The organism is Streptomyces sp. AM 4-1-1 (assembly GCF_029167625.1).
Taxonomy (GTDB): Bacteria; Actinomycetota; Actinomycetes; order Streptomycetales; family Streptomycetaceae; genus Streptomyces.
Window position 1 is genome coordinate 4,903,875 of sequence record NZ_CP119145.1, and the last position, 20,908, is coordinate 4,924,782.

General features: G+C 71.6%; 20 protein-coding genes. 18 read left to right on the forward strand and 2 right to left on the reverse strand.

Features of this window, described 5'->3' with window-relative positions; genetic code table 11:
- Positions 1-53 precede the first annotated feature (53 nt).
- Positions 54-1,400, reverse strand: coding sequence for an alanine racemase (locus tag PZB75_RS20910; RefSeq protein WP_275536824.1), 1,347 nt, complete (start codon positions 1,398-1,400; stop codon positions 54-56).
- A 205-nt stretch (positions 1,401-1,605) separates the two neighbouring features.
- On the opposite strand from PZB75_RS20910, the gene PZB75_RS20915 reads away from it, so the two are divergent.
- The 4 genes from PZB75_RS20915 (at position 1,606) to PZB75_RS20930 (ending at position 5,694) form a co-directional block, all read left to right on the forward strand.
- A complete protein-coding gene (locus PZB75_RS20915) occupies positions 1,606-2,868 on the forward strand; it encodes a sugar kinase (RefSeq protein ID WP_275538795.1) in 1,263 nt (420 codons plus the stop codon).
- Positions 2,865-3,680: an IclR family transcriptional regulator gene (locus PZB75_RS20920; protein WP_275536825.1), complete on the forward strand. Its 816-nt coding sequence runs from the start codon at positions 2,865-2,867 to the stop codon at positions 3,678-3,680. Before PZB75_RS20915 ends, PZB75_RS20920 begins: the two co-directional genes overlap by 4 nt.
- Positions 3,677-4,087: a RidA family protein gene (locus PZB75_RS20925; RefSeq protein ID WP_275536826.1), complete on the forward strand. Its 411-nt coding sequence runs from the start codon at positions 3,677-3,679 to the stop codon at positions 4,085-4,087. The genes PZB75_RS20920 and PZB75_RS20925 overlap by 4 nt, the downstream gene beginning before the upstream one ends.
- 137 nt (positions 4,088-4,224) lie before the next feature.
- Positions 4,225-5,694, forward strand: a complete 1,470-nt coding sequence (locus PZB75_RS20930; protein WP_275536827.1) for a gluconate:H+ symporter — start codon at positions 4,225-4,227, stop codon at positions 5,692-5,694.
- Positions 5,695-5,838: 144 nt separating this feature from the next.
- On the opposite strand, the gene PZB75_RS20935 is transcribed toward PZB75_RS20930, so the two are convergent.
- On the reverse strand, positions 5,839-7,578 hold the full coding sequence (locus tag PZB75_RS20935; protein ID WP_343286249.1) for a glycoside hydrolase family 18 protein: 1,740 nt from the start codon (positions 7,576-7,578) through the stop codon (positions 5,839-5,841).
- Positions 7,579-8,320: 742 nt separating this feature from the next.
- Here PZB75_RS20935 and PZB75_RS20940 point away from each other — a divergent pair.
- From PZB75_RS20940 to PZB75_RS21005, 14 genes are all read left to right on the forward strand, one after another.
- Positions 8,321-9,208: a hypothetical protein gene (locus PZB75_RS20940; RefSeq protein ID WP_275536828.1), complete on the forward strand. Its 888-nt coding sequence runs from the start codon at positions 8,321-8,323 to the stop codon at positions 9,206-9,208.
- A 178-nt stretch (positions 9,209-9,386) separates the two neighbouring features.
- Positions 9,387-10,097: a Flp pilus assembly protein CpaB gene (gene cpaB, locus PZB75_RS20945; RefSeq protein WP_275536829.1), complete on the forward strand. Its 711-nt coding sequence runs from the start codon at positions 9,387-9,389 to the stop codon at positions 10,095-10,097.
- Between the two features lie 6 nt (positions 10,098-10,103).
- Entirely contained in the window at positions 10,104-11,369 is a 1,266-nt protein-coding gene (locus tag PZB75_RS20950; protein WP_275536830.1) for an AAA family ATPase, read from the forward strand.
- A gap of 6 nt (positions 11,370-11,375) precedes the next feature.
- On the forward strand, positions 11,376-11,795 hold the full coding sequence (locus PZB75_RS20955) for a TadE/TadG family type IV pilus assembly protein (RefSeq protein WP_275536831.1): 420 nt from the start codon (positions 11,376-11,378) through the stop codon (positions 11,793-11,795).
- Positions 11,796-11,801: 6 nt separating this feature from the next.
- On the forward strand, positions 11,802-12,398 hold the full coding sequence (locus PZB75_RS32060) for a TadE/TadG family type IV pilus assembly protein (RefSeq protein WP_343286250.1): 597 nt from the start codon (positions 11,802-11,804) through the stop codon (positions 12,396-12,398).
- Between the two features lie 103 nt (positions 12,399-12,501).
- Positions 12,502-13,839: a CpaF family protein gene (locus PZB75_RS20965; protein ID WP_275536832.1), complete on the forward strand. Its 1,338-nt coding sequence runs from the start codon at positions 12,502-12,504 to the stop codon at positions 13,837-13,839.
- A gap of 11 nt (positions 13,840-13,850) precedes the next feature.
- The gene (locus tag PZB75_RS20970) at positions 13,851-14,789 is read left to right on the forward strand and encodes a type II secretion system F family protein (protein WP_275536833.1); all 939 of its coding nucleotides are present in this window, start codon (positions 13,851-13,853) and stop codon (positions 14,787-14,789) included.
- Positions 14,790-14,803: 14 nt separating this feature from the next.
- Complete coding sequence (locus tag PZB75_RS20975) at positions 14,804-15,691, forward strand: DUF5936 domain-containing protein (protein WP_275536834.1); 888 nt, start codon at positions 14,804-14,806, stop codon at positions 15,689-15,691.
- Between the two features lie 7 nt (positions 15,692-15,698).
- Positions 15,699-17,093: a histidine kinase gene (locus PZB75_RS20980; protein ID WP_275536835.1), complete on the forward strand. Its 1,395-nt coding sequence runs from the start codon at positions 15,699-15,701 to the stop codon at positions 17,091-17,093.
- A gap of 41 nt (positions 17,094-17,134) precedes the next feature.
- Positions 17,135-18,238 (forward strand): response regulator transcription factor, encoded by a 1,104-nt coding sequence (locus PZB75_RS20985; protein WP_275536836.1) that lies wholly within the window; start codon positions 17,135-17,137, stop codon positions 18,236-18,238.
- A 179-nt stretch (positions 18,239-18,417) separates the two neighbouring features.
- Entirely contained in the window at positions 18,418-18,627 is a 210-nt protein-coding gene (locus tag PZB75_RS20990) for a hypothetical protein (protein ID WP_275536837.1), read from the forward strand.
- A gap of 59 nt (positions 18,628-18,686) precedes the next feature.
- Positions 18,687-19,304 carry a pilus assembly protein TadG-related protein gene (locus tag PZB75_RS20995; RefSeq protein ID WP_343286251.1) on the forward strand — a complete coding sequence of 206 codons (618 nt, stop codon included), beginning with the start codon at positions 18,687-18,689 and terminating at the stop codon, positions 19,302-19,304.
- A 27-nt stretch (positions 19,305-19,331) separates the two neighbouring features.
- Positions 19,332-19,916 carry a hypothetical protein gene (locus PZB75_RS21000; protein WP_275536838.1) on the forward strand — a complete coding sequence of 195 codons (585 nt, stop codon included), beginning with the start codon at positions 19,332-19,334 and terminating at the stop codon, positions 19,914-19,916.
- Between the two features lie 8 nt (positions 19,917-19,924).
- Complete coding sequence (locus tag PZB75_RS21005) at positions 19,925-20,647, forward strand: OmpA family protein (RefSeq protein WP_275536839.1); 723 nt, start codon at positions 19,925-19,927, stop codon at positions 20,645-20,647.
- The last annotated feature ends 261 nt before the right edge of the window (positions 20,648-20,908 follow it).

A 20,908-nucleotide genomic window follows, 5' to 3' on the forward strand; every position in this document is an offset into this window, starting at 1 on the left:
CCGGGGCGTCGCGTCCCGGGTGAAGGGGCGGGTGCCGGCGGGTGCCGGGTCGCTCAGAAGAAGGTGCGGATGTAGTCCGTGACCGTGCCGTCCGCCCGCACGAGGGGGATCAGCTGCCACTTGTCGAAGGAGGTGCACGGATGGGACAGGCCCATGCCGACCCAGTCGCCCACCTCCAGCTCCGCTTCCGCCGTGGTGCTCAGCCAGCCGTGCTGGTCGGAGAGGCCCGTGACGGTGATGCCGGTCGCGGGGCGCTCCGTACCGTCCCGCCCGGACCGCACCACCTGAGCCACCGGCAGATCGAGGTCGTACGCCGCGTCGCGCTTGCCCGCGTTGACGAACGCCTGCTCGGACGAGGGGCGCGAGACGACCTGGGCCCAGAGCCGGAAGGACGGCTGGAGGGCGCCCTCCTCGGGGACCCGGTTGAACGGGGTGAGGTGGCGGTAGTGGCCGTCGTCGTGCGAGATGTACGCGCCGGAGCGCAGCAGCTTCAGTACCGGGTGAGAGAGGTCGGGGATCTCCGGGAAGACCTCGGCGACCGCGTCGAACCAGGCGCTGCCGCCCGCGCTGATCACGATCGTCTCCTCCGGCGGAAGGGCGTCGAACCGGCCCGCCGCGTCGAAGTCGGCGGCCAGCGCCACGAGCCGGCGCAGCCAGGTCCGCACCCGGTCCGCGGTGGCGTCCGGGACCTCGCCCTCGTAACCGGCGACACCGACCAGCCGCAGGGTCCCGGTCGCGGCCACCGCGTCGGCGACCGCCGCGCAGTCGGCCTCGGTACGGGCTCCGGTGCGCGCCCCTTCGCCGGCGCCCAGCTCCACGACGACGTCCACCGGGCGGGAGGCGCCCGCCGCGCGCAGCGCCACGTCCATCAGCGCCACGCCGTCCACCGAGTCGACGTAACAGAGAAAGTGGAAGTCCGGGTCGGCGTCCAGCTCACGGGCGAGCCAGTGCAGCGCGGCCGGGTCGACCAGTTCGTTGGCGAGGAAGATCCGCCGGATGCCGTACGCCCGGTAGACCCGCACCTGGTGGGGGACGGCGGCGGTGATGCCCCAGGCACCGTGCTCCAGCTGACGGGCGAAGAGCTGCGGGGCCATGGAGGTCTTGCCGTGCGGGGCGAAGGTGAGGCCATGGCTGCGCGTGTACGTCTCCAGGAGGGCGAGGTTGTGCTCGATCGACTCGGCGGAGAGGGCGAGCACCGGGGTGGTGAAGCCGCCCGTGAAGAGGGAGCGGCGCTCGGCGGCGAGCGCGCCCACGGTCAGGCCCTCCGCGTCGGGCGGCAGCGCCTTGAAGCGGTGGTCGACCCGCTCGTCCGCGAGCTTCCGGACGGCGGTCGAGATGGCGTCGTCGGCAGCCAAGGGAGCCTCCTCGAAGATAGTCGTTGCATCATATGCAACACTCATTGCGCATATCGCTTTACGCTGTCTAACATCCGAGCCGACGCCGGGTCAATGGTGAGAGCCGGCGCTGACACTGACCAGCGAGGAGCCCAGAGTGTCCGGACCCGCAGCCAGGACCGCCGATATCGACGGGACGGCCGGTGTCGAGAGCCCCTTCGGCCCGGAGACCGCCTCCCGGGCCGACGGCCCCGACGGGGACGCCGGGCCGGTGGACGTCGTCTGCCTCGGTGAGTCCATGGTGACGTTCCTGCCCTCGCGGCCCGGACGCCTCGCCGACGTGCCCGCCTTCCACCGGGGGATCGGCGGCGCCGAGTCCAACGTCGCCTGCGCACTCGCCGCCGCCGGACACCGGGTGAAGTGGGTCGGCCGGGTCGGCTCCGACGGCTTCGGCGACCACCTCGTGGACGCCATCGCCGGATACGGGGTCGACGTCTCCGCCGTGCGGCGCGACGCGGCCCGGCCCACCGGCATCTACTTCCGTACGGCCACCGACCGGGCCACCGAGACCCATGAGGTCGCCTACTACCGGGCGGGCTCGGCCGCCTCCGCGATGGGCCCGGCCAACGTCCCGTACCCGGACCTGCTGGGCGGCCGGGTGCTGCACCTGTCCGGGATCACGGCAGCGCTGTCCGCCAACTGCCTGGAACTGCTGCGCGACCTCACCGCGCCCCGGCCCGGCCGCCCGCTGCTCTCCTTCGACGTCAACCACCGGCCGGGGCTCTGGCGGGGCCGCGACACCGGCCCCGGGGTACTGCTCGACCTCGCCCGCCGCTGCGACCTCGTCTTCGTCGGCGAGGACGAGGCGGCGCAGGTGTGGGACGTGCACGGTCCGGACGCGGTCCGGGCGGCACTGCCGGAGCCCGAGGTCCTGGTGGTCAAGCGGGGGGCGGAGGGGGCGACGGTGTTCTCCCGGCTCGCGCCGGCCGGAGAGGCCGGGGACGCGGTGGGCGCCGAGAAGGCCCGACCCGGGGTGGTCCGGTCCGGGGAGGCCGGGCACGGGGAGGTCCGGTCCGCGTCGGCCGCCGGGGATGCCCGGCACGAGGACGCCCGGCACGAGGACGCCTGGTCCGGGGAGGTCCCGCCCCAGGCCGGGCACGGGGAGGCCGGGCACGGTGAGGTCCCGTCCGAGGACGTCCGGTACGGGGAGGTCCCGCCCGGCCCCGCCCCCGACATCGTCACCACCGTCCCCGCACTCCACGTCGACGTCGTCGCCCCCGTCGGCGCGGGCGACGCCTTCGCCGCCGGATTCCTCTCCGCCACCCTGCGCGGACTGCCCGTCCGCGACCGCGCCCGGCACGGTCACCTCATGGCCGCCGCCGTTCTCACCGTCCCCGGCGACCTCGCCCGGCCGCCGCTGCGCGCGCACGCCGACCGCCTGGCCGCACTCGACGACACCGCCTGGGGGAGACTTCGTCTCGGCCCCGGCTGGACGGCAGCCGACCAGGCTGACGAGGAGGTACCCCAGACATGAGCCAGACCGTCGACCGGGCACTCAGCATCCTGCCGCTGCTCGCCCAGGGCCCCGCCGACCTCGGCCAGGTCGCCGACCGGCTCGGCGTGCACAAGTCCACGGCGCTGCGCCTGCTGCGCACGCTCCACGAGCACGGTCTCGTCTACCGCCAGCAGGACAACCGCTACCGCCTCGGCGCCCGCCTCTTCTCGCTCGCCCAGGAGGCCGTCGAGAACCTCGATGTGCGCGAGATCGCCCACCCGCACCTCGTCGAGCTGAACGCGCGGTGCGGACACACCGTCCACCTCGCCGTGTACGAGGAGCAGGAGGTCCTGTACATCGACAAGGTCGAGAGCCGCTACCCGGTCCGGATGTACTCGCGGATCGGCAAGCCCGTCGCGATCACCGTCGCCGCCGTCGCGAAACTGCTGCTGGCCGACCTTCCCGAGCCGGAACGGCGGGCCATCGCCGAAAAGCTCGACTACCCCATGTTCACGTCCCGTTCGACCCCGCACGCCGGTGCCTTCCTCAAGGAGCTGGCAGGCGTGCGCGAACAGGGCTGGGCCACCGACCTCGGTGGTCACGAGGAGTCCATCAACTGTGTCGGCGCCCCCATTTACGGGGCCGACGGCCGGGTCGTCGCCGCCATGTCGGTGTCCGCGCCGAACGTCGTCGTCACCGCCGAGGAACTCCTCACCCTCCTCCCGCTGGTGCGCCGCACCGCCGACGCCATCAGCCGGGAGTACTCGGGCGCGGTCGTGCCCGAAGCGAAGACCGCGCTCCCGGACCCGAAGAACCCGAAGAACCCGAAACGCCAGAAGGAATCCCCATGACCGAGAAGACCGCGCTCACCCCCAGCACCCACACCACCCCGCCCGCCAGGTTCTCGCACGGCGTCCGCAAGGGGAACATCCTCCAGGTCGCCGGACAGGTCGGCTTCCTGCCCGCCGTCGAGGGCCAGGCCCCCACCCCGGCGGGCCCGACCCTGCGCGAGCAGACCCTCCAGACCTTCGCCAACGTCAAGGCGATCCTGGAGGAGGGCGGCGCGAGCTGGGACGACGTGATGATGATGCGCGTCTACCTCACCGACGTCGACCACTTCGCCGAGATGAACGAGATCTACAACGCGTACTTCGGCGAGCAGGGCCTCAAGGAGGCCCCCGCCGCCCGTACGACGGTCTATGTCGGCCTGCCCAAGGGCCTGCTCATCGAGATCGACGCGCTGGCCGTCCTCGGCTGATCCCTTGCCCCACCCGCGGTACCCACCCCACCCGCTCCACCGCGTCACCACGCGGCCCGGCACGGCGCCCCGCACCGGGGCGCCGTGCCGGGCTCCGCCCTGCCCGAAAACCCCCGGTAACAAGGGAGTTACCCGCCATGCCGCTCGCCGCACCCGCACCCGGGGCGCCACCGCACACCGGTGGACTGCTGCTCCTGATCGACGGCACCGCCGGTCTGCTGACCGTCGCCGCCCTCGGTATCGCACTCCTCCTCCACCTGATCATCAAGGTCCGGCTCCAGCCGTTCGTCGCGCTGCTCGCCGTCTCCATAGCCGTCGGCCTCGGCGCCGGTCTCTCCGTCACCGAACTCTTCGGCACGGTCCAGAAGTCCGCCGCCGTCTCCGTCATCGAGTCCGGCATGGGCGGCATCCTCGGCCATGTGGCGATCATCATCGGCCTCGGCACCATGCTCGGCGCGATCCTGGAGGTCTCCGGCGGCGCCGAGGTGCTGAGCGCCCGGCTGCTCAACCTCTTCGGGGAGAAGCGCGCCCCGCTCGCCATGGGCCTGACCGGTCTGATCTTCGGCATCCCGGTCTTCTTCGACGTCGGCATCTTCGTCCTCGCGCCGATCGTCTACGCGGCGGCCAAGCGCTCCGGGAAATCGATTCTGCTGTACGCCATGCCGCTGCTGGCCGGGCTCTCCATGACCCACGCGTTCCTGCCGCCGCACCCCGGACCGGTCGCCGCCGCGGGGCTCTTCCACGTCTCGCTCGGCTGGGTCATCCTGATGGGCGCCGTCGTCGGTCTGCCGTCCGTCCTCGCCGCCTGGGCGTACGCCGCCTGGATCGGCAAGCGGATTTTCGTCGAGGTCCCGCAGGACATGGTCGAGGCCGCCGCCGAGGCCAAGGCCGCCGTCGTCGCGGAACAGCGCGCGGCGGGCGTCACGCCCCGCGAGGAGCCCGTCGCGCTCTCCACGGTGCTCGCCATCATCGGTACCCCGCTGGTCCTGATCCTCGCCGCGACGTTCTCCTCCATCGCCCTGGACCCGTCCACGCTCCGCAGCGTCGTCGAGTTCTTCGGCAACCCGTTCGTCGCCCTGACCATCGCGCTGCTCCTCGCGTACTACCTGCTCGGCATCCGCCGGGGCTGGTCCCGCAAGTCGCTGGAATCGGTCTCCACGTCGTCCCTGAAGCCCGTCGGCAACATCCTGCTGGTGGTGGGCGCGGGCGGCATCTTCGGCGCCGTGCTCAAGGGCAGTGGCATCGCGGACGCGCTCGCCGACACGTTCAACGACGTCGGACTGCCGGTCATCCTGCTCGCCTGGCTGATCTCCGTGGTGCTGCGGGTCGCCCAGGGCTCGGCGACCGTCGCGATCGTCACCACGGCGGGCATCGTCGTACCGCTGGTCGAGGGCCAGGACCTCTCGCAGGCCCACCTCGCGCTGATCATCATGGCGATCTCGGCGGGCTCGATCTTCGCCTCGCACGTCAACGACGGCGGCTTCTGGATGGTCGCGAAGTACTTCGGCATCTCCGAACGCGACACCCTGAAGTCCTGGACCGTGCTGGAGACGGTCCTCTCGGTGGCCGGCTTCGCCGTCGCGGCACTGCTCAGCCTGGTGATCTGAGGTCAGGACCGGGGCCCGGCGGCCTCGCGCGCGCCTGTGGGAGGCGCGGGGCCGCCGACCGGTCCCGTACACACGGCAGCGCCGCCGGGGGAGCGGCGGCGCTGCTGGTGGTGAGGGGTGCTGGACCCCGTGGTGCGGTGGTGGTTACGGCAGGCCGTGGACGTGCGGGCCGACCGCGTTGGACCAGGCGTTGCCCGACTTGGCGTCCCAGTTGGTCGACCAGGTCATCGCGCCGCGGATGTTCGGGTACGTCTTCGCGGGCTTGAAGTTGCCGCAGCTGGTGCCCTTGGCCAGGCAGTCCAGCGCCGAGTTCACGATCGACGGGGAGACGTAGCCGCCACCGGCGCCGCTCGGGGAGGCGGGGAGACCGAGGCCGACCTGCGACGGGTCGAGGCCGCCTTCGAGCTGGATGCAGGCGAGCGCGGTGAGGAAGTCCACCGAACCCTGCGAGTAGACCTTGCCGTCACAGCCGAGCATCGCGCCGCTGTTGTAGTACTGCATGTTGACGACGGTCAGGATGTCCTTGATGTTGAGCGCCGTCTTGAAGTACTCGCCGCCGGTCGACTGCATGTCGATGGTCTGCGGCGCCATCGTGATGACGAGGCCGGAGCCCGCCTTCTGCGACAGCGAGCGGAGCGCCTTCGTCATGTAGGTGGAGTTCAGGCCGTTCTCCAGGTCGATGTCGACACCGTTGAAGCCGTACTCCTGCATCACCGAGTAGAGCGAGTTCGCGAAGTTGTTGGCGGACGCCTCGCTGTTGATCGAGACGGTCCCCTTCTCACCGCCGACCGAGATGATGACGTTCTTCCCGGCCGCCTGCTTCGCCTTGATGTCGGCCTTGAACTGGTCGACGGTGTAGCCGTTCAGGCCTGCCGTGTCCAGGTTGAAGGTGACCGCGCCCGGCGTGGACGTGGCGTCCGCGAAGGAGACCGCGATGATGTCGTAGTTCGCGGGCACGTCGCTGATCTTCTGGACGGTCGCGCCGTTGTTGAAGTTCTGCCAGTAGCCGGTCACCGCGTGCTTCGGCACGGAGGTGGACGGGATGCCGGGGCCGGGGCCGTTCTCCTTGGCCGTACGGCCGTTGACGGCCGCGGACTTGACGGACTCGCCGGCGCTGTTGGTGGCGCTCACCGAGAAGGAGTACGCGGTGTCGGCGGCCAGGTTCGAGACGGTCGCGGAGGTACCGGTCGTCGTGGTGGCCTTGGCGCCGTCCTTGTAGACGGTGTAGCCGGTCGCACCGGAGACCGCGTTCCAGGACAGCGCCACCGAGGAGGTGGTGGTCGTGCCCACCGCGAGGCCGGCCGGGGCGCCGGGGATCTGGGTGCCGGGACCGGGGCCGGTGCCGCCACCGCCGTCGGGGCCGGTCACGCTGACGTCGTCGACGAGGTAGGCCGCCTGGCCGTACCAGCCGTGCGTGTAGATCTGCACGGACTTCGTGCTCGCGCCGGTCTTGAAGCTGGTCTGGAGCTGGGTCCAGGAGCTGGAGCCGGGGGTCCAGGTCGACACGTCGGTGGTGCCGGTGCCGGTCGCGCCGATGTACGCGTACCCGCCCTGCACCCAGGAGCTGAGGCTGTACGTCGAGTTGGGCTGTACCGCGACGGTCTGCACGCACTGGGCGGTGTCCATGCCGCCCGGAGTGGCCTTGAGCGCCGAGGTGCCGCCGTGCACGGGGGAGGAGACGATGGTGCCGGAGCCCGCGGAACAGGTCCAGTTGGCGAGCCCGGACTCGAAGCCCGCGTTCTGGGCGTTGTTCACATCGGCGGCCTGGGCGATGCCGGTGAGCCCGGTGACCGTCAGCGCGCCGGCCGCGACGACGGCCATGGCACCACCGAGGAGGGGCCGGTTCTGACGTCTTTTGCGGCTGCTGCCTGCTGAGCGTTCCACTTGCTGCCTCCGGGGGGAGTTGGGGGTAGGGCGGGGTGGAGTGGGGGGTGCTGCGGGTGTGGCTGGGGGTGTGGCTCCGGCCGCGGCCGGGGCTGTGACCGCGGCCGTGGCCGTGACTGGGGGGAAGAGCTGGGGAAAGGCGGGGGAACGGCGGGGCTGGGGGACGGTCCGGGGGAGTACGTGGGGGTATGGAGGTGATGAACGGTGGCCACCGCTGGCCGATAAACTGGTCCAGACCAATCGAGTTGTCAAGACCTCTGACAACGATCGGTCGGGCGGGTCCCGGGCCGGGGGCGTCGCCGGGTGCCGGTCCACGCGCGTCGCGCTGCGGGCGATTCGCTCCGCTCCGTACGTGTTCGGGGGCCTCCCGGCTCCGTGCTCCGGCGCGCTCGGGCGTCACTTCGCGCCGCCCTCCGCCGGATTCGGCGGATTGGCGGGGATCGTCGGATTCACCGGATTCGGCGGGTGGTTCATCCCATCGGGGCAGGTGTGTGGAATGTGCCTCCGGCATGACCGGTCCTGTGGTCATCATGGGGCGGGCACGGGTTCACGCGAAGGGTGTTCCGTGCGTCCACCGTGTCCGGATTTGATGTGTGATGGTGTGTCGGCTAAATAGTGTGATCAGCGGAGGGGTGTTCTCCGGTCGGTTTTGCGTGGCTAAAGTGCTGATGCAACCGCGCGGTGTAGTCAGCGATCTGCGGTCACCGGGCCACCGGAGACCGGCGTGAACGGGGTGACCAGAGTGCCGACAGCGATCGCGGTCACGAGTGCGGACCTGGTGCTCCCGCCGACGGACCAGCACACACCGACCGCAGCCGTGTTCGGGTCGCCCGACGAGCAGCGGCTGGATGTGGCGCTCACCGAGATGACGGTCCTCCTGGAGCGGCAGGGGCATGTGGTCGTCGTCTGCCCGTCGTCCGTGCCGGCCGCCACCCGGAACAGACTGCACGCCGTCCGCGCCATCCTGGAGAGCGACCGCATCGCCCTCATCCGCAGTGATCTGCCACCGCTCGGAGTGGCCCTGCTGGTACGCCAGTTGCGCCAGCTCTCGCTCTGCGACTTCGGCCCCGGCGTGGTGGCGACCGCCGCCCGGCTGCTCTCGCACTACATCCACGCGGGCGCCGTCCTCAACTCGGTCAGCAAGCTGGACCGGGTCCCCGTCGGCCTCAAGGCACACGCCAAGTCCTGGTTACCGGGAGCCCAGTTCGCCGTACTCGCGGGCCCGGACCCGCAACTCGTCAAGGTCGGGCCGGACGCCGCCCCCCTCACCGGTCCCGAGTACGGGACGCATCTGCTGATCGCCAGGGGACAGGCCCAGTCCGACTGGGTGACCACGACCCTGGCCCCCGCCTGGCAGGTCCAGGCGGTCCACGAGACCGCGCTGCCCGCGGAGTCCGCCCGCTGGTGGGGGACCGGGCGGCTCGTGGAGTTCGCCGCGCATCTCCCGGACATCTCCGTGCTGCACCAACTGGTCGCCTCGGTGCGGCGCGAGCGGTGCCACTGGTGCGGCATCGAACTCATCGGCGACCGCTGCGGCTTCTGCTGCTCCCCCCTGCCCCCCGCCGAGTACCGCGCCCCCCGAGGCAGGGGGGCGCTGCCACGAAGAGCGCCCGCGTCCCCGGGGCCCTGAACGGGCGGAGCGCCGCCCCTCGTCCGCGGGGGACCGCTCCCCACGGGCCGGTCCCGTGCCCCGCACACCGCCCGCGCCCCGGCCCTCCGGTACTTCCGGGACCGGTCGCCCGCCGTCCACCGCCCCTCGCCCGTCGTCCCCCGCCCACGCCACCGAATCGAACGAGGTTGTCCGGCCCATGAACTCCCGCCAGCGCCGCGGCGTGATACTCCTGCTCCTCTCCGTCCTGTGCGCCGTCGGGGCCTTCGTCGGCGTGCTCTCGGTGATCAGCGACGCCGACTCCAAGGTCGGCCCCGAGGTCGCGGCGTATCGGCTGAAGCGGGACGTGGCGCCCTACACCGACCTGACGTCCGGCCAGTTCGAGAAGATCACGATGCCGAAGCGCTGGCTCTCCACGAACGCCGTCACCGACCTCGCCGACGTACGGGGGAAGATCGCCGTCACCCAGCTGCGCAAGGGTTCGCTGATGCAGCGCGACATGATGGAGGCCCGACCGCAACTCAAGGCGGGCGAGCAGGAGATCGCCATCATGATCGACGCGGCGACCGGCGTGGCGGGCAAGATCACCCCCGGCGCCAAGGTGAACGTGTATGCCACCTTCGCCGGCAAGAAGGACGGCGACGCCCCGCAGTCCAAGGTCATCGTCGCCAACGCCAGAGTGCTGAACGTCGGCACGCTGACCGCCCTGGAGCCGGACCGCGACAACCGGTCGGGCCGGGCGGCCACCGAGGCGGTGCCGATCACCTTCGCGCTCAACACCCTGGACACCCAGCGCATCGCGTACGCCGAATCCTTCGCGGAGCACGTCCGGCTGGCGCTCGTCGCGCCCGGCGACGCCGGGACGATCCGGCCGGGCGACCGCACCTACACGCTCGACAAGGACAAGTGAGGCCGGATGGCCACCAGGATTCTCCCGGCCGTCGGTGATCCCGACGCCGTCCGGTCCGTCACGACCCTCCTCAGCCAGCTGCCCGACGTGGAGCCCGCGGCCCCGGTCCCGGACTCGACGCACCTCCTCGACACGCTCGCGCGGCTGGCCGCGGACTCGCTGGACGAGCTGCCGGAGGTCGTACTGGTCCACGAGCGGATCGGACCCGCGCCCGCCCTGGAGCTCATCCGGGAGGTGTCACTGCGCTTCCCCGCCGTCGGGGTGGTCCTGATGACCTCCGACGCGAGCCCCGCGCTCTTCTCCGCCGCCATGGACTCGGGCGCCCGGGGCATCGCGACCCTGCCGCTGGGTTACGAGGAACTGGTCAACCGCGTCCAGGCCGCCGCCCAGTGGTCGGTCGGGGTGCGCCGCCATCTGGGCGCCGGGAGCGACGTCCTCGCCGGGCCCGGCGGCACGGTCGTCACGGTCACCGGCGCCAAGGGCGGGGTGGGCACCACACTCACCGCCGTCCACCTCGCGCTGGCCGCCCAGACGTCCGGCCGGTCCACGGCCCTGGTCGACATGGACCTCCAGACCGGAGACGTCGCCGCGTACCTCGACGTGCAGTTCCGGCGCTCGGTCGCCGACCTGGCGGCGATCACCGACATCTCGCCCCGGGTGCTGTCCGACGCCGTCTTCAGCCACGAGAGCGGGCTCGCCCTCCTCCTCGCCCCCGCCGACGGCGAGCGCGGCGAGGAGGTCACGGACCGGGCGGCCCGCCAGATCGTGGGCGCGCTGCGCACACGGTACGAGGTGGTGGTGATCGACTGCGGCAGCCAGATGCACGGGGCGAACGCGACCGCCGTGGAGATGGCCGACGTCGCCGTGCTGGTGACCACCCCGGACGTGATCGCGGTGCGGGGCGCCAAGCGGGTCGTACGGATGTGGGACCGGCTCCAGATACGGAAGGCGGAGGACACCCTCACGGTGGTCAACCGGCACAACCGGAACACCGAGATCCAGCCGCAGCTGATCCAGCGGATCACCGGCGCCCGGATGGCGGCCACCACCGTCCCGGCGAACTTCAAGGAGCTGCAGGCCGCCGTCGACGCGGGCCGGATGCACGAACTCGACGCCCGCTCGGCGGTCAAGCAGGCGCTCTGGGGTCTGGCGGGGGAGCTCGGGCTGGTGAAGACTCCGCAGGGTCCGCAGCAGCGCGGCAGGTCGCGCGGCGACAGGGGCTCCGCCGGCGGACGTCGGCGGCGCGGCGGCGGAAACAGCGGGGAGGGCTGATACCCGATGCGCACCCGGAGGAGAGCCGCGTTACGCCGTCCGGACACGGACGGCGCGCGTGGCGGGCGGGCCCGCGGCGACCGGGGGCAGGTGATCGTCGAGTTCACCGGCATGGTGCCGATCATCCTGCTGACGCTCGCCCTGCTCTGGCAGATGGTGCTGCTCGGCTACACCTACACGCTGGCCGGCAGCGCGGCCGACGCGGGCGTGCACGCGGCGGCGGTGAAGGGGGCGGGGGCGTGCGCGGAGGCCGTCGCCGACCGGCTGCCCGGTGCCTGGGAGGGCGGCGCCGTCGACTGCGGCGGAGGCGACTCCGACATGGTCAGGGTGACGGTCACGCTGAAGGCGCCCATCCTCTTCCCCGGCTTCGCGGACCTCCCCATTCCGGTGCGCGGTGTCGCCGGGGCGGCCCGGGAAGACAGGTGACGGGCGATGACACCACGGGTACGGGCAGCAGGGGTACGGGCACGGGTACGGGTACGGCTTCCGGAGCGGGCCCGGGTACTCATGTCGGCACGGGAACCACGGGCGCGGGCCCGGCTCCGAGGACGCGTACGGGCAGGGGCACCGGGCCGTGCCCCGGAGCGCGGCCGGGGCACCGGGTGGGGCCGGGGCGCGGGGCACGGCCGGGGCGCGGGATGCGGCCGGGGCACCGGGTGGGGCCGGGGCACCGGGTGCGACCGGGGCTCGACCGCCATCGAGTACCTCGGCTTCCTCCCCGTACTCCTCCTCATCGGCCTCGCCGGAATCCAGCTCGGCCTGGTCGCCTACACGGCGCAGCAGGCGGGGACGGCGGCCCGCGCGGCGGCCCGTACGGCGTCGCAGCAGGAGACCGCGGGGCAGTACGCGCGCGTCGGCACGTCGTCCATGAGCGGGTGGCTGGCGGACGGGGCGACGTTCAGCGTGGGCGGCGGCGACGCGGTCACCGTGACCGTGACGGTCGACGTCCCCTCGCTGTTCCCGGGGCTGCACCCCTCCGTCACGAAGTCCGCCACCATGCCGAGCGACCGATCCGTCCGCCACGACTGAACAGCACCCGGCCCGGCCGGCCGCCACGACCGACCACCACCCGGCCGGCCGCCGCCACGACCGACCACCCGGCCGGGTACCGCCCGAAGCGAGGAGTACGCCCATGAGTCTGCGGGCACGCATCACCGCCCCCGAGGAGAACGGAGGCGGACGAGAGGACGGCCACCTGGTCGCCACGTACCGCTCCAAGCTCCTTGAGGAGATCGACCTCGCCGAGATGTCCTCGCTCGCCGCGGCCGACCGCAGGACCCGTCTGGAGCGTGTCCTCGGCCACATCATCAGCCGGGAGGGCCCGGTCCTCTCGACCGCCGAACGCGCCCAGCTGATCCGCCGGGTCGTCGACGAGGCCCTCGGCCTCGGCGTGCTCGAACCGCTCCTCGAAGACGCGTCCGTCACCGAGATCATGGTCAACGGACCGGACCAGATCTTCGTCGAACGCGGCGGCCGGGTCGAGCAGTTGCCGCTCCGGTTCGCCAGCCACGAACAGCTGATGCAGACCATCGAGCGCATCGTCTCCACCGTCAACCGCCGGGTCGACGAGGCCAATCCGATGGTCGACGCCCGGCTGCCCAGCGGCGAGCGCGTCAACGTGATCATCCCGCCGCTCTCGCTCACCGGCGCCACGCTCACGATCCGCCGCTTCCCGCAGGCGTACACGCTCCGGGAGATGATCGGCTTCGGATCGCTCGACGAACAGATGCTGGTCCTGCTCGCCGGGCTCGTCCGGTCCAAGCACAACGTGATCGTGTCCGGGGCCACCGGCACCGGCAAGACCACCCTCCTCAACGCGCTCTCCGGACTGATCCCGGAGGGCGAACGCATCGTGACCATCGAGGACTCGGCCGAACTCCAGCTCCAGCAGAACCATGTGATCCGGCTGGAGTCCCGCCCGGCGAACGTCGAGGGCAAGGGCCAGGTCACCATCCGCGACCTGGTCCGCAACTCGCTGCGCATGCGCCCCGACCGGATCGTCGTCGGTGAGGTCCGCGGCGGCGAATCGCTCGACATGCTCCAGGCGATGTCGACCGGGCACGACGGCTCGCTCGCCACCGTCCACGCCAACAGTGCCGAGGACGCGCTGATGCGGCTCCAGACGCTCGCCTCGATGTCCGAGGTCAAGATCCCGTTCGAGGCGCTGCACGACCAGATCAACAGCGCGGTGGACGTCATCGTCCAGCTGACCCGGCACGCCGACGGCGCCCGCAAGGTCACCGAGATCGCCACGCTCGACTCGCACGGCCGCGACCCGTACCGGCTGACCACCGTGGCCCGCTACGACGCCCGGCCGATGACCGCCGACGGCGTGATCCACGGCGCGTTCCGGTACTTCCCGCTCCCGCGCCGCGTCGCGGACCGGCTGTTCATGTCCGGCCAGGCCGTACCGCAGGCGTTCGGAGTCGCCCCGACCGACGAACATCTCGCCACCCGAGAGGCCAGGTAGGTAGTCCAGCCATGGAAAAGCTCGTGCTCCTGACCATCGGCGTCACCCTGCTGTGCTGTGTGCTCGCCGTCGTCGGGCTCCAGACGTACGCCTCCGGCAAGGCCCAGCGGGACGCGCTCGTCGACCGGCTCTCGGCGGCCGGCGAACTGCCGCCGGGAGGACCCCGCCGGCGCTTCCACGCCCTCGACGGACGGCTGCGCCGTACCGCGTTCGGCCGACGGATCGACCGGCGGCTGTCCGCGACCGGCCTCCGGATCAGCACCGGTGAGTACGTCGTCTACGTGCTGTCCGCGGTCGTGGTGCTGTGGCTGGTCGCCTCGTCCGCGCTGGCCGCCTTCTTCGGTCCGCTCGCCGGCCTCGCCGCGATCTGGGCGGCCAACACCTTCCTCAACTGGCACCGCGCCAAACGCACCGAGGCGTTCATCAACCAGCTCCCGGAGATTTCCCGGGTCCTGGCCAACGCCACCCACGCCGGGCTCGCGCTGCGCACCTCCATCGCGATGGCCGCCGACGAACTGGACGCCCCGGCCGGGGACGAGCTGCGGATCGTCGCCGACCAGCTCGCCGTCGGACGCACCCTCGACGACGCCCTCGGCGAGCTGGCCGACCGGCTGCCCTCCCGCGAACTCGTCGTCCTGGTCTCCACCCTGATCCTCTCCAACCGGGCGGGCGGCCAGGTCGTCTCCTCGCTGCGCAACCTCACCAGGACACTGGAGGAGCGCAAGGAGACCCGCCGCGAGGTCCGCACCCAGCTCTCCCAGGTCAACACGACCGCGTACGCCGTACCTGCCATCGGCGTCGGCGCGATGCTGCTGGTCAACTCGATCGTCCCGGGCGCCCTCGACCGGATGACCGGAACGTTCGCGGGTCAGGCCGCCGTCGTCGTCGCCCTGACCCTGTACGCCCTCGGCTTCATCGCCATCCGCCGCATTTCCAAGATCGACATCTGAGGAGGAGGCCCGGCATGACTCTGCTGCTCTCCCTGCTCGCCGGCCTCGCCGTGTTCGGCGTCTTCAAGGGCGTCCGGATGTACCGCGCGGAGACCGAACTCCCCGGCGACCTGGCCCTCGCCCTGGAGGTCGGCTCCACCCGCACCACCGCGGTCGGCTCCGGCATCGACCGGCTCGGGATGCGCTGGGCGCCCCTGGTGCTGCGCCTGATGGGCCCGAAACGGGTCGCCGAGAAACGCCGCAGGATCGACCTGGCGGGCAACCCCGGCGGCCTGACCATCGACCGTTACGCCGCCCGCCGCGCCGTCTACGGCGCGCTCGGCGCGCTCGCCGCCTTCGCCATGCTCACCAAGGGACAGATCCTGCTCGCCCTGCTGATGGTGGCGTTCGGCCTCTTCTGGGGCGAGGTCGGCATCTGGGCGGCCGTCCGCAAACGCAAGGACGACATCGAACGCACCCTCCCGGACTTCCTGGACGTGCTCGCCGTCGTCGTCTCCGCCGGACTCGGCTTCCGGCAGGCACTCGACCGGGTCGCGGAGAAGTACCAGGGCCCCTGGGCCGACGAACTGCGCATCACCCTGCGCCAGATGGACATGGGAGTCAGCCGCCGCCGGGCCTTCGACGAACTGCGCAGACGCAACGACTCGGAGCAGGTCGCCATGTTCGTCACCGCCCTCCAGCAGGGCGAGGAACTGGGCGCGCCGATCGTCGACACACTGATCGCGATCGCCGCGGACATGCGCCGTACGGACGCCCAGAACGCCCGGCGCAAGGCCGCCAAGGCCATCCCCAAGGCCACCCTCATGGTCACCACCTTCATGGTCCCGGCAACCGTGATCCTGATGGGCGCGGCGATGCTCCTCGGATCGGGCACGGACCTCGGTTCCCTGACGGGGGAGTGACCCGCCGATGCCCATCCCCCGCCGGGCGGGCCCACCGGCCTCCCCGCCGCCCTCGCCGTCGGCCCCGCCCTCCTCACCGCCCCCGCCCAACGCGCCGAGCACCCCCGAGGGCCCGGCGCCCACGGTCTCCATCCAGGTCAACGCCCTCCAGGCACTGGCCCGTCAGGTGTTCCTGTTCCGGCTGGCGATGATCGCGATCGGCACCCCGATGGCGCTGGACAACACGGCCAGGGGAGCTGCGGCCTGGCTGGTGGCCTCGGCGGTACTGGTCACGATCGTCGGCTCGTACGCCCTCTACCGCGACTGGGAACGCTTCGGCCCGCTGCTGCTCCGCCACCCCGTGCTGCTGGCCGTGGACACCCTCTTCGGCGCGCTGCTCCTGTTCACCGCCACCCCGGATTCGAGCGTCGGATACGCCGTCGTCTGCACCCCGCTGCTCGCGGGGCTGCTCTACGGCTGGCGCGGGGCGGGCGTGTTCGCGGCGGTGGAGTGCCTGATCCTGGCCGCCGCGTACGGCGCCGCCCACGACCGTACCCACGCCACCCTCGCCAACTCCCTGCTGCTGCCCGGTTTCTGCGTGCTGGCCGGCGCGGTCGGCGTCGCCCTGCGTGATCTGCTGCTCCGGGTCGGCGCGGCGAGCCAGGCGCTCAACGAGACCCGCGCCCGGCTCGCCGTCAGCGAGGCGGTCGAGGAGGAACGCGCCCGGCTGGCCCGGGAGATGCACGACTCCGTGGCGAAGACCCTGCACGGCCTGGCCCTGGCGGCCGACGGCCTGGCCGGGACGGCGTACCGGATGGACCCGCTCGCGGTCCGGGACCGGGCCGAACTGGTCGCCAGATCCGCCCGCCGCGCGGCTGCCGAGTCCCGCGAACTCCTCTCCGACCTGCGCCGCGAGTCGGGACTGGACGGCGGGGTGGACCTGCTGGCCGAACTGCGCTGCCGTACGGGTGACTTCACCCGCGTCCACGGTCTGACCGCCGAACTCCGCCCGCTGGGCGGGGCGCCGCTGCCACCGGTCCCGCAGGCCGTCGCCCGCCAACTGCTGGCGGTCGTCGCCGAGGCGATGGAGAACGTCCACCGGCACGCGGGCGCCGACCGGGTGGTGGTCCTGGCGGGGGTGGCGGACGACGCGGAGATCGCGGGGGGCGCAGGGGGTACGGGTGGCCCGGGTGGTGTACTGCGGGTCGGCGTACGCGACGACGGGACCGGCCTGCCCGAGGGCCTGACGCTCGACGGCCTTCGGCGTACGGGCCACTTCGGCCTGGTCGGCATGGCGGAACGCGCCGCGTCGATCGGCGCCCGCATCCGGATCGGCAAGGGCGGGGCCACCGGAACCGAGATCCTGGTGGAACTGCCCATGGCGGCCATCACCATGCCACCGCAGGGCGGACGGCCCCCATGACAACGACCCGGCGCTCCCCGATCCCTCCCCCCCATATCCCCGTGACGCCCCGACCACCCTTGAGAGGAGGCCGCCGAATGCCGAACGAGACCTTCCACGCGGCCGCGCGGCCCACGCGGCGACCCGAACGGCCCAATACCCTGCCGACCCCCGGAACCCCGCCGACACCCGGGAGACTGCCGACACCCGGAACCCCGCCGACACCCGGGAGACTGCCGACGCCCGGAACACCGTCGACCCCCGAGGCGCCCGCCCCGCTGCGACCCCCACCCTTACCCGCGCCCCCGCCTCCCGACGCGTCCGCGTCCGCCCCTGACTCTCTCCCGGACCACGCCCCGCTGCGGGTGGTCGTCGCCGACGACAACCCGGTGGTCAGGGCCGGGCTCACCGCCCTGCTCTCGGACCGGGACGATCTCGACGTGGTCGCGGCGGTGGCCGACGGCCGTGAGGCGTACGACGCGACGGTACGGCTCCGCCCCGACGTGGTCCTGCTCGACGTACGGATGCCGGGTGTGGACGGCCTGTCCGCGCTGCCGCACCTCACGCGGATCGCCCCCGTGATGATGCTGACGTACAGCCGGGAGAGCGACATCGTCCACGAGGCGCTGCGCCGGGGCGCGTGCGGCTATCTGGTGCACGGGGAGTTCACGGCCGACCAGCTGGTGGAGGCCGTGCACGACACGAAACGCGGCCGCCCCCACCTCACCGCCACCGCGACGAACGCACTCCTCGCCGAGGTCCGCCGTACCCCGCCCCCGCCGGGCCAACGGCTCCCGGAGGGCCTGGGCGCGGCACAGCCGGCGGACGACCTGCCGCGCGGAGGCCACGACGCCTCGCGAGGTCTTTCGCATCTGCAACCCGCTGTGGCACAGTCAGCGACTGACGGGGCATCGGCTCGTGTCGCCAATGGGCGCTCTTCCGGGCTGAGTTCGAGGGAGGTGGAGGTCATGGATCTGATCGCGTCGGGGATGAGCAACCAGCAAATCGCCGCCACCTGTTTCATCAGCGAGAAGACCGTCAAGAACCACATCAACCGGATCTTCGGCAAGCTGCACAGCGCCAGCCGTAGCGAGGCGATCGCCCGCTGGCTCGGCACCACCCCGATCACCGGACCGGGTGGAGTGGGGGCGAGGGGCCGTGGGTAGACAGGGCGGACGGCGGGTCCGGCGCGGTCTTTGGGCCCGGAATTGGGCCCAGGGACCCTCCGGGCGGTGCGACCGACGGACATACGTTGCTCGCGCCGCGAGCGGCACCGCCACAGAGACGCACGCGTCGGCCGGCCCGCGGCCGGCCGGACCGGGAGGGGCACACCATGAGGGACCGGATGCTGAAGGCTTCGATCAACGCCAGGACCTGGGCGAACACCACGGCCGAAGCGATGAGGCACCGGGCCGACCGGGGGCAGGGCGCGGTCGAGTACATGGGGATCATCGTGGTCGTGGTGGCGATCATCCTGGTGTTGATGCAGACGAACTTCGGAAGCGCCATCGCCGGTGCGATCCAGAACCAGATCAACAGCATCACGGGTGGCTGATAGCAGTCCGCTGCCATGCGCGTGAGGCGGGGCAGGCTTACCCCATCTACATCGTCGTGGTGGCAGGTCTGCTTTTTCTCGCCTTCGCGTATTTCGCCGTCGGTCAGGCATCGATGAAGAAGAACGAGGCCCAGACCGCCGCGGACGCCGCCGCTCTCGCCGCAGCGCTGGACACGCGCGACGGACTCCGCTGGCCCGGAACCTTTGACCTCGACGCGTGGACGGATCTGTTGGACGGCCAGGGTGTGGAGGAGGCGGATTCCTGCGGCCAGGCCGACGCCCTCGCCGCGAGGAACGGTGCCACAGGTATCAGTTGCGAACGGGGTTACCAGCCGTACGTGTCCTACACCGTCACCGTGGAGACCGATACCACAGTCGGTGACTCGGTGATCGAAGGCACGAACACGAAGCGAGCGAAGGCAACGGCCAGAGCGGTGATCGAACCTCTTTGCCGCATTGAAGAAGGCCCGGCGCCGACCCCCACCCCGACACCGACGGCCGGAGACGGCGGCGGGGGCGGACCGGACGACGGTGACGACGAGGACGGAAAGGACGGAGAGGACGACCACATGTACAAGATCACGTGTGATCGCGGCAGCTTCGACGTCGATCCGAAGCACCTTGCCGACCTACCGGTCCTGGCAGATCTGTTCTCCGTCCATCTGGCCGACGAGTAAGTGAACGACATCGAGAGGAACGCGCCCATGCGTGCAGCCACGACCCGGACTCGCCTCAAGGCGACTGCTGCGGTCGCCACCGCCGTAGCCATGGCTGTCGTGCTGACAGCTTGTGGAGGCGATGACGGAAAGGACAAGGCCGACAGCAAGGCAGAGCAGTCCCCGACGGTCGCCGACAAGAAGAACAAGGCACCGGCAACGGAGAGCGACGATTCCGAGGTCCTGGCCACGATCAAGAACGGCGACGGTATCGAACTCGTCGTCAACTCGGCCAAACGTGACGCGGGCGGGTTCGTCACGGTGAAGGGCAGTGTGAAGAACGGATCGAAGCGGAACTTCACTGCCCCCGGCTGGCAGGGAAGTGAACGGGAACTCCTGAGCAACGGTGCCTCTCTGGCCGGTTCTTCCTTGGTGGATCAGGCGGGAAAGAAGCGGTACCTGATCCTGCGCGACACGGACGGCCGGTGCCTCTGCACCAAGTTCGTGGCCGGGATCGCGGCCGATACGACAGCGACGTTCTTCGCCCAGTTCCCGGCCCCGCCCCAGACCACCACCGAAGTCGACTTCCAGATCCCCACCATGCCCACCGCGACCATTCAGATCAGCGGGTGACGGCCACCATGAAACCCACACGCCCCCCACGCGAGCTCCCCCGATCCCGGACCAGGACCCAGCCACAGACCCAGCCACAGACCCAGCCACAGACCCAGCCACAGGCCCGGTCCCATCGTTTCCGCGTCCACGTCCTGGCCGCCGCCGTGGTGCTCGGCGCGACCGCCTTCTGGGGTACGGGCATCGCCCCCGCCGCCGCCGACGACAACCCCACCGCCGTCCCCGAAGCGTCCCCTCCGGTCAAGGTCGATCAGAACGCCCCCGGCCTGATGCTCGGTGACGGCGCCACCCTCGGGGACATCCGGGTGCTGGACATCAAGTCCGTGGTCGAGGACATGGGCGGCGACGAGCGGCGCGAGGACACCAACGCAAGCGTCAAGTTCGCGCTCCAGGCCGAGGTCCTCTTCGGCAAGGACAGCGCGAAGCTGAGCGGCGAGGCCAACTCCCGTATCGCCGCCATCGCGGAAGAGATCAAGAAGCAGGACGCCACCCGCATCCGCGTCTTCGGCTTCACCGACAACCTCGGTTCGGCCGCCCACGGCGACGTACTCTCCAAACAGCGCGCCGACGCCGTCCAGGCCGTCCTCTCGACACAGGTGCCGAACGTCACCTTCGAGATCCGGGGCTACGGCGAGCAGTACCCGATCTCCGACAACAGCACCGAAGAGGGCCGCAAGAAGAACCGCCGGGTCGAGGTCTCCTTCCCCCGCGGCGGAGGGGCGGGCAACTGACAGGCGGGCGGCTGACGGGCAACTGACGGGCGCGGGCCGTCGCCCCGACGCGTACGGCAGCGTTCCGCCTCACCGCTGAGCCGCTGCCGATTCCTTAGTCCGCTCCCTCGTCCTGCCCATGCGCCCACCCCCTCGCCCGCCCCCCGCCCTGCCCACGCGCCCGGCCTCCTCGCCCGCCCCTTCGTCCTGCCCATGCGCCCGGCCTCCCCGCCCACCCCTCACCTGCCCATGCGCCCGACCCCTCCGCCCGGCCCGCGCGCC

Coding starts and splice junctions, on each gene's coding strand:
- PZB75_RS32060 (WP_343286250.1), top strand. CDS start 11,802: ATGACACCACGGGTACGGGCAGCAGGGGTACGGGCACGGGTACGGGTA.
- PZB75_RS20990 (WP_275536837.1), top strand. CDS start 18,418: ATGCTGAAGGCTTCGATCAACGCCAGGACCTGGGCGAACACCACGGCC.
- PZB75_RS21005 (WP_275536839.1), top strand. CDS start 19,925: ATGAAACCCACACGCCCCCCACGCGAGCTCCCCCGATCCCGGACCAGG.
- PZB75_RS20920 (WP_275536825.1), top strand. CDS start 2,865: ATGAGCCAGACCGTCGACCGGGCACTCAGCATCCTGCCGCTGCTCGCC.
- PZB75_RS20975 (WP_275536834.1), top strand. CDS start 14,804: ATGACTCTGCTGCTCTCCCTGCTCGCCGGCCTCGCCGTGTTCGGCGTC.
- PZB75_RS20970 (WP_275536833.1), top strand. CDS start 13,851: ATGGAAAAGCTCGTGCTCCTGACCATCGGCGTCACCCTGCTGTGCTGT.
- PZB75_RS20925 (WP_275536826.1), top strand. CDS start 3,677: ATGACCGAGAAGACCGCGCTCACCCCCAGCACCCACACCACCCCGCCC.
- PZB75_RS20910 (WP_275536824.1), bottom strand. CDS start 1,400: ATGAGTGTTGCATATGATGCAACGACTATCTTCGAGGAGGCTCCCTTG.
- PZB75_RS20955 (WP_275536831.1), top strand. CDS start 11,376: ATGCGCACCCGGAGGAGAGCCGCGTTACGCCGTCCGGACACGGACGGC.
- PZB75_RS20965 (WP_275536832.1), top strand. CDS start 12,502: ATGAGTCTGCGGGCACGCATCACCGCCCCCGAGGAGAACGGAGGCGGA.
- PZB75_RS20950 (WP_275536830.1), top strand. CDS start 10,104: ATGGCCACCAGGATTCTCCCGGCCGTCGGTGATCCCGACGCCGTCCGG.
- cpaB (WP_275536829.1), top strand. CDS start 9,387: ATGAACTCCCGCCAGCGCCGCGGCGTGATACTCCTGCTCCTCTCCGTC.
- PZB75_RS21000 (WP_275536838.1), top strand. CDS start 19,332: ATGCGTGCAGCCACGACCCGGACTCGCCTCAAGGCGACTGCTGCGGTC.
- PZB75_RS20930 (WP_275536827.1), top strand. CDS start 4,225: ATGCCGCTCGCCGCACCCGCACCCGGGGCGCCACCGCACACCGGTGGA.
- PZB75_RS20980 (WP_275536835.1), top strand. CDS start 15,699: ATGCCCATCCCCCGCCGGGCGGGCCCACCGGCCTCCCCGCCGCCCTCG.